Origin of the sequence: Janthinobacterium sp. GW456P (genome assembly GCF_002127655.1) — a bacterium.
Classification (GTDB): domain Bacteria; phylum Pseudomonadota; class Gammaproteobacteria; order Burkholderiales; family Burkholderiaceae_D; genus Janthinobacterium.
Genome location: NZ_NEHB01000068.1, coordinates 1 through 908 on the forward strand (window position 1 = coordinate 1; position 908 = coordinate 908).

Here is a 908-nt window from a genome sequence, read left to right on the forward strand (position 1 = left end):
TGGAATCGCTAGTAATCGCGGATCAGCATGTCGCGGTGAATACGTTCCCGGGTCTTGTACACACCGCCCGTCACACCATGGGAGCGGGTTTTACCAGAAGTAGGTAGCTTAACCGYAAGGAGGGCGCTTACCACGGTAGGATTCGTGACTGGGGTGAAGTCGTAACAAGGTAGCCGTATCGGAAGGTGCGGCTGGATCACCTCCTTTCTAGAGTTTGCACGAATCAGGTAACTGGTTCACGCATCAAATGTTCACACTTATCGGCTGTTTAATTAAGAAGAAACAGTAGTCGTCAGTAGCACCGCGTTGGGGCTGTAGCTCAGCTGGTTAGAGCACCGTGTTGATAACGCGGGGGTCGTTGGTTCGAGTCCAACCAGCCCTACCAGCAGAAACAAACCCGGGGGTAAGGTGGACACTAGTCCAGCCAGACCTACCAGTAGCATGTAATACCCATAGGGGGATTAGCTCAGCTGGGAGAGCACCTGCTTTGCAAGCAGGGGGTCGTCGGTTCGATCCCGTCATCCTCCACCAAGTACTTTGAAAGTGCAAATGTAAGCCAGTCAAACAGACCCGGTTTAGATTTGATCTTTTAGCGATCAAAGCTGTTTCGTTCTTTAACAATCTGGAAGAAGTAAAGATTATTTATTGATCGGTTTGCCGTAAAAGGTAAATCGATGGGTAATGATTGTATGTATCAACAAACAAGCAACAACGTTGTACTTTCTTATCCCTGTAGCGCTCTTTTCGTTTGAAAGAATGAAGAGGCTAACGTTATAGGGACAAGCGAATAAGTGCACATGGTGGATGCCTTGGCGATTACAGGCGATGAAGGACGTAGTAGCTTGCGATAAGCTGCGGGGAGTGAGCAAACACACTTTGATCCGCAGATTTCCGAATGGGGCAACCCA

At 49.0% G+C, this 908-nt stretch carries 2 tRNA genes and 2 rRNA genes; all 4 read left to right on the forward strand.

The features are described 5' to 3' along the window. A 16S ribosomal RNA gene (locus CBW66_RS28200) occupies window positions 1–207 on the forward strand; the annotation flags it as partial. 101 nt (window positions 208–308) lie between these two features. Continuing rightward, window positions 309–385: transfer RNA gene (locus CBW66_RS28205), tRNA-Ile, on the forward strand. 70 nt (window positions 386–455) lie between these two features. Beyond that, window positions 456–531 (forward strand) — tRNA-Ala (locus CBW66_RS28210). Window positions 532–777: 246 nt separating this feature from the next. After that, window positions 778–908: ribosomal RNA gene (locus CBW66_RS28215) — 23S ribosomal RNA — on the forward strand; the annotation flags it as partial.